This is a genomic window from Lacticaseibacillus kribbianus (assembly GCF_020180945.1).
Classification (GTDB): Bacteria; Bacillota; Bacilli; order Lactobacillales; family Lactobacillaceae; genus Lacticaseibacillus; species Lacticaseibacillus kribbianus.
On the sequence record NZ_JAIPUL010000005.1, the window covers coordinates 172551 to 181878 of the forward strand.

Here is a 9328-nt window from a genome sequence, read left to right on the forward strand (position 1 = left end):
CGGCTTTCGCGCTGCACGCCGCGCACGGCGGCGATGCGTTGCAAGACCCCTCCGGAAGGTCTGTGAGAACTTTCGCTCTCAACATATACAGACTGTTTGTAGGACGTATTTTGAAACTGAAAGTTGAACTGTAACAGGATCTTAACATGAAGACTTCTCCCATTGCTTGAACATGATTACCCTGCGACCACTGCTGCATTCGCGTTGCCTCCATATTTTTGGACGACTATGCAACAATTTGATTTGTAAGCACCCAATAATCGACCGTCTTGCAAACTGAGAAGGGCCGCAATCCTATTTTTGGATTGCGACCCTTCATTGCTTACGCGGTTTCGCTAGTTGCTGGCTTTAGATGCTGATTCCAAGGTAAATAAGCCTCAGCTTGTTCCCTCGTTGGTGAGGCAGACAGTTGTGACAGCCCATGCAGAAGTCGCTCAATGTAACTTCGTGGATCCAGTCCGTTGGCTTTGGCAGTCTCAACGATCGTCATCCAGATCGCATTGGCTTCGGCCCCCTTTGGGCTGGTGGCGAACAGCCAGTTCTTTCGTCCAATCACGAAGGACTTCATGTTCCGCTCTGATGCATTGTTGCTCAAATCAATCTCGCCAAACTCCAAGACTCGATTAAGCATGCACCGCTGATTCAAAGCGTAGGTCAGAGCGACACCCAGTCGCGATTTCGGCGCCGGCGCGGCCTGATCACACCAAGCCCAGAACTGATCAATCAGAGGTTCTAGTTCTGCCTGTCGACATTTCAGACGCTCGGCCGGTGATAAGAGCGCCCATTGTGTCTCAAGGTGGAACATCTGGTTGAGCAGCTCTAGCGGTTTCGTGCTGGTAAATTTACCTTTAACCTTCGCTGCGTCGTCGTAGAATTTACGCCGAACGTGCGCCCAACAACCAACACGGATGACGCTGTCGCCAAGAAGATTATATCCGGCATAGCCATCACACTGCAGGACCCCAGTATAGCCTGAGTATATTCGCTGCGCGAACTTACCAGAGCGGGTGTTGCCATAAGCGTAGTAGACGACCTGCTGGTCGGCGAGGCGAATACTGCGTTCTACCCAGATGTATGATTTACTCTTTGCCGACTTACCCGGTTCTCTCAGCACTTGGAACGGTGTTTCGTCGCCTTGCAGGAACCGCTCTGACAGGAGGTACTCGTGCATCAGGTCATAGACTGGTCTGACGATTTCTGCCGCGTTGATTACCCAGTTTGTCATGGTCGTCTCACTGAGTAGAAGACCCGCTCGGCGCCATTCTAATATCTGACGATAAAGCGGTGTACCCAGCATGTATTTCTGATAGAGCAACTCAGCGACTAGCGACGAGGTCGCGAGACTGTGCGGGAACAACGCCTGCGGCGCTTGTCCTTGATACAGGTGACTCACACCATCCTCGAGCTCACATTCCGGACACTTGTATGTCTCTTCAAAGATACGCTCAACATACAATCTGCCTGGTATGTGTTGGACCACTTCACGCACGAGATGCTTGCCCACTTTAGCCAGCTGATGACCATGATCACACAGCTCACTTTTTCGAGTGATCACGGTTTCTTCGATGGGCAATTTTGGATCGATTGATTCACCGCGACTGCTTTTAGGCTTGCGCTTGGCTTTTACTACGACTATTTCTTCGCTTTGTTGCCCAGTCTGCTCTGGGTCGGTAAAAACACTGTTATCTCCCAGAAGAGACAGCTGATTAGGATCGGTCATCTTCTCCGAATGGGAGCCGTAGAGTTTCCGAGTTAAATACGCGACCTGCTCGGTGAGCGCCTGAACTTGTTTCATGAGTTCTCGATTTTGCTCGAGTGCCTGTTTGAGCAGATCTTCAGTCGTAGTGACCATGGGCGTAGCCCTCGATTCATTGATGTTGGGTTGAGTGTACCACTGGTGCGACGGGCTTTCTACCATTATTTCTTGGACAAAACTGGTTTACCGTCGACTCCAATCCCCAACCAGATAAAAGACGCTCTAATTGCTTAGCGTGGAGTTTCTTAACCTCATTTTGAGTCGTTGGCCACTGTAGCCGGCCGTCCTCAATTCGCTTGTAGAGCAGGATAAATCCATCGCCAGCCCAATATAGGGCCTTAAACCGATCCTTGCGGGTCCCGCAAAATAGAAACAGTGCCCGACTGTACGGATCCAGATGATATTCCTCTTGGATAACTCCAGCCAAGCCTTCAATACCACGACGCAAGTCGGTCTTACCACAAATCAAATAAATGCCGCTGAGCTTGTGGATATCAATGAGCATTGGCGAACACCGCCTTCATCAAGGCATCCAGGATATAGCCCTGGATATGGTTATACACTACAACCGTTTTGTTGGTGTCAATCTTAACTTGAAAGGCCTTGGTGGCAGTGCTCAGTGGCGCCCGCCGCTGGTCATCCTCTAATTTGATCCGAACAATCTCAGGTTTCTCATCCATAAAATTACCTCACCAATTTAGATTTGATGAGGCAATCATACTGCCCGGCAAGGGGCAATCATATCCGGTCTGTTATTGGGTGCTTACGTTATTGGGTGCTTACAGTGAGTTGCATAATCTTGATAGCACAAAAGACACTCAGACAAAATCTGAGTGCCTTTTACATGATGCGCTAATAATCTGGAGGGTTATGATGCGAATCGAAGTAATTCAATTAATTGTGGTCGTCGATTAGGTCGTTAGCCTTACCAGCAACTTTTTGCTTAGCGTCTTCAGCTTTTGCTTCTGCTTCGCCTTTCAACTGTTTCGCTTTGCCTTTTGCTTCCATTTTGTCATCTTTTAGCAACTTACCGGTGGTTTCTTGGACCTTGCCAAGGGCTTTGTCCTTAGTTGATTTCAAGTCTGCCATCGCTGTCACCTCCCTATACTAAGAGTACAACATTACGGGCATGATATGCCAATTAAACGCTTGAGAAATAATATAGGCCGTTCTGCAAACGTGCAACTTCTCGAGTCATTTGCTACTTCGTGTAGTCTTTCTTGGCAAGATATAGGCCATAAACTATGGTGATTACCGTCATTATGCCAAGCACCACCCAAAAAGCAAAATGAGTTCGTTCACCTGGCAGGCTACCAACGTTCATGCCCCATATACCTGCAATCAAAGATGGGACAGCTAGTAATAATGCAGCAGTATTTAGATACTGCATTAAATGATTCAAGTTGTTGTTCATCATATCAGTAAAAAGACCACCGATCGTTTCGACTAAATCCACATAGATAGCCACTTGCTTTTCCGCATATTGTTGTTGGTGATCTATTTGTCTTTTGAGTCCTAGCTGGGGCATATCTTTTGCAAGCATACTCTCTGCCCAAAATTGTTTAAGTGATGTTTGAAGATTTTGTAATGCGTGTCGCAAGTAAACAAGATCTTTGGTTGTATCCGTAAGTTGATATAACGCTGCATTGCGAGCTGTCACTCGTGCTGCCTGGTCTAATTCCTCAATAATTTGCTTTTGACGTACAAGCTCATAATTGAAATGTATGAATAGCCTTAACAGGCCAAATAACACGAGGCTATCCATCTTGCTTGGATTGTTTTGATATTCTTGAATTAAGCGATCAATCAGATTTGAGCCCATAGGTACTTGCATAATTAGTAAATTGGGAGACTTGAGAAATGTTATTGGGTGTAACCGGCGTTCAATTTGATTATTAGTTTCCGGAGATAGATCCATTATAGTCAAACGCCACATCTTATCGAGACTATTTTCAGGCAAATATTCGAATCGCGTGACTGTTTCAGCACCGTAGGTATTATCAAAGACATCTGCTGGAAGCTTATATAGATCCACAAGCTGACTCTTTTCCGAAGCCGACGCGTTGTCTAGCACTAACCAGTTATAATCTCCTGCGTTAGTTTCACAAATATTCTCCGAAGTAATTTTAAAATATCTCAGCATATGCATTGCTCCTCGATTTAATCTTCATGTGTGAAGCCCTTATGAGTTGTTAAACGATTGGCTAAGTTGTTATGATTGAAATAGAGAGGAAGTGATACCAGATGATGCCATCCAAAGAGGATATTCGAAGTACACTCAATGCCGTTCCCAAAAGAACTTGGAAAATCGTTGGTGGTCTGCTTGCATTTGGCTTACTCATGCGTCTAGCTACCAGCGTCTCAACGAATCGGAACTAGAATATGTGTTGAGCCTGGGCCTAGTTGGCTTAGGCTATTTTATTATGGATTAATGGAGGCACCTCCTGTAACACCGTATATTTGGCCGGTAATGTAACTGGCATCGTTTGAGGCTAAGAGTACATACACTGGTGCGAGTTCAACGGGCATACCTGCACGTCCCATTAACGTATCTTTTCCAAAAGTGGCCAGTTTCTCTTGAGGTTGTCCATGATCAAGCTGTAACGGTGTCCAAATCGGTCCAGGCGCTACGCCATTAACTCTAACTCCGTCCTTGGCTAACAATTTTGCAAGCGCAATGGTCAGATTAGTGATCGCAGCTTTGGATGCGGCATAGTCTAACAGGCTGGGCGATGGATCAAAGCCTTGTATCGAAGTAGTGGTAATAATTGAACTTCCAGGCGTCAAGAAGGGGAGTGCGGCCTTAACAGAATCAAACATTGATAGAACGTTGACCATGAACGTATCCTGAACTTGATTCTGAGGGAGCTCTTTAATCGATTGATGCTGAATCTGTTGGGCTGCATTTAAAACTAGCGTATCAAGTCCACCCAGTTTTTCGATCGCAAGGCTTACGACTCGTTCGGCTGCGCCGTCATCTCTCAAGTCTGCCGGGATTAAGACTGCGTTTTGCTCCTCAGCTTCAATCAGGGTTGCTACTGCTCGGGCATCTTTTTCCTCGCCAGGGAAAAATTGAATTGCGACGTCAGCGCCTTCTCGTGCATAAGCGATTGCCACTGCTCTACCAATACCAGAATCACCGCCTGTGATCAAAGCACGACGATTCTTTAATCTACCGTATCCAGTATATGAAGTCTCACCACAATCAGGCGTGATCGTCATATTCTCTTGGAGTGCAGGTGTTTCTTGCTGCGGCTCATCAAATTTCCCAGTATGATAAAGTGTCCGCGGATCTTTCAAGTTCGATTTTGTCATGATTGGTTCCCCTTTCTTAGCTTACTTCAAGCATAACAAATTGCCCCCAGCCAACGCACGTCAGAGGATTTCGCATACCATCTCAGGCAAATGTTTGACATACTGTTCACCGATCCTTTATGCTTAATATAAGGGTATAGCGGTTACATCTTTTTGTGAGGCGAATCAAATGCAATTCAGTAACCGCAATATCTTTGCCGCTTAGTCCGCTACAGATGTTCAGTAACGAAAGGAGAGGCTTTAAAATGTTACATCTCATTTGGGTTCTTATAGTTGGTGCTGTAATCGGTGTGATCGGTCAACTGATCGTTGGTCGAGATATGCCAGGTGGCTGGATAGGCAATATTATTGCTGGTTTAGTCGGCGCGTGGGTCGGTAGCAGTTTGCTCGGTAATTGGGGACCAGTTGTTGGTGGCATGGCAATTCTGCCGTCAATTATTGGTGCAGTTGTCTTGGTCTTCGTGGTCTCCCTTGTGATCGGCGCAATGAGTAAAAGTCGCCGGTCATAATACAAAGGAGGTAGTAGCATGCGCCCAATTACCAAAGTAGTCTTGGGTTTTGTGGCGATCATTGGGATCTTGCAAGCACTACTAGTTGTGACGTTAGCATGGCCATTGAATCCGCTTGCGACATGGCTGGTTGTGACCGACCAATATCTGCGCTGGGGGTTACTCGGTCTAAGTGCAGTTGTCTTAGCAACCTTTATCGTGATGTTACTGGTTGCCATACTTCGGCAATCAACCAGCACACATCTTGTTGTTAAGTCAAAGCAAGGGAACCTTTCCCTATCGCGTCAAGCTGTTGCCAATGTCGTCGCTAAATCCGTTGCCAGCGAACATCCAGTCAAAAACGTTAGTGTCGACGTTAAAATGCTGAATCGTCAGCAAGCTGCCAAGGTGTCTGTTGAAGCCTTTAGCCTTAACAACACTGATTTGGCAGAAGAAGGTAAGCGTATCGAGGCCACTGCCAAGCAAAAAATGATGGAAACCCTTGGTATCGCAACTAAAGGGGTCCATGTGACCCTACATCCAGCGACAGCGACCCCAAGAAATGCTAACAGAGTACTTTGACTGTGAAGGAGGAGCCTATGCCACTTGGAATAAAAGGTGCACTGATTGGTGTGCTGCTGGCCGTGTCGATTTTACAGTGGGGGTTTTTAGGCCTCTTACTAATTGTTTTGTTGGCCGTTGCCGGTTTTGTGATTGAACGTTGGTTACTTTCGAATAAAGACGGGTTGCTTGCTTGGCTGCGACAAGGAGAGCAACGGTTGAAGAATAAATCATAGGTAGTGGAGGGAAACTGATGCAAACACCGACTGATCACTTAGAGACGTTGAAGGCTAATAGCCGCCTAACTTTTGATGACTATGTCATTCAAAAGATCGTCGGAATATGTGCCCAACAAATCGATGGTATCTTGGAAATGGATGGTAATGTTGTCGACAAGGTTTCTGAAACGCTAGGTCGCAACGAGCGGATCACCAAAGGCATCAAGGTAGATGTTGGTGAACAGCAAGTGGCGATCGATATGACGGCAGTTGTTGAGTATGACGTTGACACTCATAAAATTTATGATGCGCTGTGTGCGAAAGTTGTACAAGCTGTCAGCCACATGACTGGTCTACAAGTGATCGAACTCAACCTAGAGGTGAGTGACGTTTTGACTCGTCGTGAATGGCAAAAAGCAAATCGCTGATAACCCCTAAACTCAGGAGGCCCATAATGGATAATAAGAATATTAACGATCACATTGATCCAAAGCACACGCCAGGTAAGCCAGATACCAGTACTAAACCAGGGCCTGATAGCAAGTCAGATCCTGAAGTTGAGATCAAAAAAGAGCTTATGTTTGATGATAATGTGTTACAGAAAATCGTTGGTAAGACTGCTAGCGAAGTCGATGGGGTGATGGATCTATCCGGCAATATCATTTCGGATATGACTGATCGTTTTCGTAAAACAGATAACCTCAAAAAAGGTGTTTCAGTGGACATCGAAGACAATAAACGCGTTACCGTTGAGCTTGACGCGATCATGAAGTACGGGACTAAAGCCCCAGAAGTGTTCGATCAGGTCACTGATGCGATTTGTCAAAATGTCAAGGAAATGACTGGCATGGATGTCACAAGCATTAAATTGACTGTGAAAGATATGATGACGGACGAAGAAATTAAAGCTCAAAAGGACGCAGACGAAAGCACTGAAAAGAAAGAATCGCAGGATGATAAAGACCCGCAACCAGCTTAATTTCGGTGACATCATTTTAAAGAGAGGCAACTACGAATTGATCCTATTACAAAGTAGTTGCCTCTTTTGTCTACTTGGATATTTTCGTTGATAAGATGGCGATTCGGAGGTGAATTATGGGCAAAGGGTTCTTGTCGATACTGACTACAATTACGATAGCGATCACTAGCAGTAGCATATCAGCGGGGTGTTCACCATCAAGTCAGCAAGCTATAACCTCATCAGTAAGTGAAACACGGGATAAATCTCTAGAAGAAATGGTTGCCGACCATAGTCCTCTGGGACTGACAGCCGTACACGTTACCAAAATTAATACCAATTCATTGCCAGGCCCCGTCCAAGCAATGGGCGGGGTCAGGCTCCCGGTTAAAGCTATTACAGTTTTCCACACAGTCTCGGACACAGGATGCTTGGAATTATTATGCTGGTCTTAATCAGCTAGTTCATAGCGATGATCGTTTGCTATTGGTTTCGAATAGAAGCATGGGGAGAGAATGGTTTGAAAAATATCAAGACGGTATTTTTAAACAATAAACATGAGGACAAAGTGATGTCAACTAATCTTAAGTCAAGTATACGTAACGAGTTTCCAGTTAGAATTGGTATCGAAGTTGAAAAGCTTCGTATTGATAAACAAGGACAGGTTAGCCGCAAGTATTTTCCCGCCGAGATTGCTCCTGATCTTGACAGGTATATTGGTCGAGAATATTTTGAATCTCAAATTGAGTTTGCACTGCCGCCACAAATTGATGTGCAAGCAAATATTGAACTGGCAAATAAAGTTATCAATGCGGTAGGCGCACAGTTAGCCCCTGATGAGCAACTGTGGCCATACAGTTGTCCACCACCTCTGATTGATCGAGGACGACAGGAAATGATTTCAACAGTCCCCGAAGAAACTAATTGGTATCGTCAAAAACTTAGGGAAGTCTACGATATCCGGCGTATTATGAATTGTGGCGTACACTTAAATGTGAGTTTGAACGATGATGCGGTGGAGACTTTGTTAGCGACTACTGAATTTGACGACTCCAACGCTTTATATCTGCACGTTGCACAACAATTTATGGTATTTCAGTGGGCTTTCACTTATTTGTTTGGAGCCACCCCGATTTGCTATTCCGGTTATTTAGATAACCAGGAGTTGATACATCCAGTTCGAAGCGTGCGTCGCAGCGTCCTGGGCTTTCCATCTAGTATTAAAGGCGACTATCATAGTCTCGATGGCTATGTTAATAAGATTGAAGATGCTATTTCCGAAGGGGAAATATTACGGTCAAATCAGTACTATGAATCAGTTCGCTGCAAAAGTAATCTAGGAAAATCACCGAAATATCTCCTTACGGATGGTATTTCACATCTTGAAGTGCGAGCGTTTGATTTGAATCCAACAACTATTTCTGGTGTAACCGCACATCAGTTAAGACTGGTTGGTCTCTTGACAATCTTTTTTGCGACTTTGCCATCTCTTGGTAATCAGGCGTTTCAAAGAAAAATGGTCAATATGCGAAAACTTAACAATCTGGTCGCAGCAGAAGATCCTCGAAAAGATTCTATCTGTCGGGAGCGCGGTCTTATGTTGATGGGACAGCTAGACAGATTTTCACAGAGGTACAAAATCAATGATGCGTATCGTAAAAGTATTGAACATTTCGCGTGTTCGTTCATGGATAGTAAACAGTCTTTGGCGTATCAAACTTGGCAATTGTGTGTTGAAAAGAACGAAATATAACGTAAGTGGTGTATGGATGGTGTTGCTCTGTCAAGAACGGCGCCAGCCATACACCACTTACGTTTTAAAGAGTGCTACAAGAAATTTGTATTGTATCGAGGCCAATATTCGACCCTGATTTAAACTTGAAGTGCAACACCTAGCCAGTCTCGAATTGACTAGACCAAAAAGGCCATGAAGACCTATTCTTGTTAGTGCTAGCTAAACAAGAAAGCAGGAATCTTCATGACCCACTCTCAGACTAACACCCACAAGCATTACCAACAACTCAGTTTTAGC

Annotated in this window: 12 protein-coding genes; 6 read left to right on the plus strand and 6 right to left on the minus strand. The window is 45.1% G+C overall.

The genetic code is table 11. The features are described 5' to 3' along the window. Nucleotides 1-322: 322 nt before the first annotated feature. From tnpC to LE416_RS12810, 6 genes are all read right to left on the minus strand, one after another. Nucleotides 323-1852, minus strand: coding sequence for an IS66 family transposase (gene tnpC / locus LE416_RS12785; protein ID WP_179394270.1), 1530 nt, complete (start codon nucleotides 1850-1852; stop codon nucleotides 323-325). A 16-nt stretch (nucleotides 1853-1868) separates the two neighbouring features. After that, complete coding sequence (gene tnpB / locus LE416_RS12790) at nucleotides 1869-2261, minus strand: IS66 family insertion sequence element accessory protein TnpB (RefSeq protein WP_179394269.1); 393 nt, start codon at nucleotides 2259-2261, stop codon at nucleotides 1869-1871. Beyond that, the gene (locus LE416_RS12795; protein ID WP_179394268.1) at nucleotides 2251-2436 is read right to left on the minus strand and encodes a hypothetical protein; all 186 of its coding nucleotides are present in this window, start codon (nucleotides 2434-2436) and stop codon (nucleotides 2251-2253) included. The genes tnpB and LE416_RS12795 overlap by 11 nt, the downstream gene beginning before the upstream one ends. Nucleotides 2437-2650: 214 nt before the next feature. Then, nucleotides 2651-2845 (minus strand): CsbD family protein, encoded by a 195-nt coding sequence (locus tag LE416_RS12800; protein ID WP_225049362.1) that lies wholly within the window; start codon nucleotides 2843-2845, stop codon nucleotides 2651-2653. 112 nt (nucleotides 2846-2957) lie between these two features. Further along, nucleotides 2958-3899 carry a magnesium transporter CorA family protein gene (locus LE416_RS12805; RefSeq protein ID WP_225049363.1) on the minus strand — a complete coding sequence of 314 codons (942 nt, stop codon included), beginning with the start codon at nucleotides 3897-3899 and terminating at the stop codon, nucleotides 2958-2960. Nucleotides 3900-4177: 278 nt separating this feature from the next. Further along, nucleotides 4178-5071, minus strand: coding sequence for an SDR family oxidoreductase (locus tag LE416_RS12810; protein ID WP_225049364.1), 894 nt, complete (start codon nucleotides 5069-5071; stop codon nucleotides 4178-4180). 245 nt (nucleotides 5072-5316) lie between these two features. On the opposite strand from LE416_RS12810, the gene LE416_RS12815 reads away from it, so the two are divergent. The 6 genes from LE416_RS12815 to LE416_RS12840 all read left to right on the plus strand — a co-directional run bounded on the left by LE416_RS12815 (nucleotide 5317) and on the right by LE416_RS12840 (nucleotide 9049). After that, nucleotides 5317-5580, plus strand: coding sequence for a GlsB/YeaQ/YmgE family stress response membrane protein (locus tag LE416_RS12815; RefSeq protein ID WP_225049365.1), 264 nt, complete (start codon nucleotides 5317-5319; stop codon nucleotides 5578-5580). A gap of 18 nt (nucleotides 5581-5598) precedes the next feature. Then, the gene (gene amaP, locus LE416_RS12820; RefSeq protein ID WP_225049366.1) at nucleotides 5599-6141 is read left to right on the plus strand and encodes an alkaline shock response membrane anchor protein AmaP; all 543 of its coding nucleotides are present in this window, start codon (nucleotides 5599-5601) and stop codon (nucleotides 6139-6141) included. 17 nt (nucleotides 6142-6158) lie between these two features. Next, nucleotides 6159-6356, plus strand: a complete 198-nt coding sequence (locus LE416_RS12825) for a hypothetical protein (RefSeq protein ID WP_225049367.1) — start codon at nucleotides 6159-6161, stop codon at nucleotides 6354-6356. 17 nt (nucleotides 6357-6373) lie between these two features. After that, nucleotides 6374-6766, plus strand: a complete 393-nt coding sequence (locus LE416_RS12830) for an Asp23/Gls24 family envelope stress response protein (protein WP_225049368.1) — start codon at nucleotides 6374-6376, stop codon at nucleotides 6764-6766. Nucleotides 6767-6792: 26 nt separating this feature from the next. After that, complete coding sequence (locus LE416_RS12835) at nucleotides 6793-7317, plus strand: Asp23/Gls24 family envelope stress response protein (protein WP_225049369.1); 525 nt, start codon at nucleotides 6793-6795, stop codon at nucleotides 7315-7317. A 499-nt stretch (nucleotides 7318-7816) separates the two neighbouring features. Continuing rightward, complete coding sequence (locus LE416_RS12840) at nucleotides 7817-9049, plus strand: hypothetical protein (RefSeq protein ID WP_225049370.1); 1233 nt, start codon at nucleotides 7817-7819, stop codon at nucleotides 9047-9049. Nucleotides 9050-9328 lie beyond the last annotated feature (279 nt).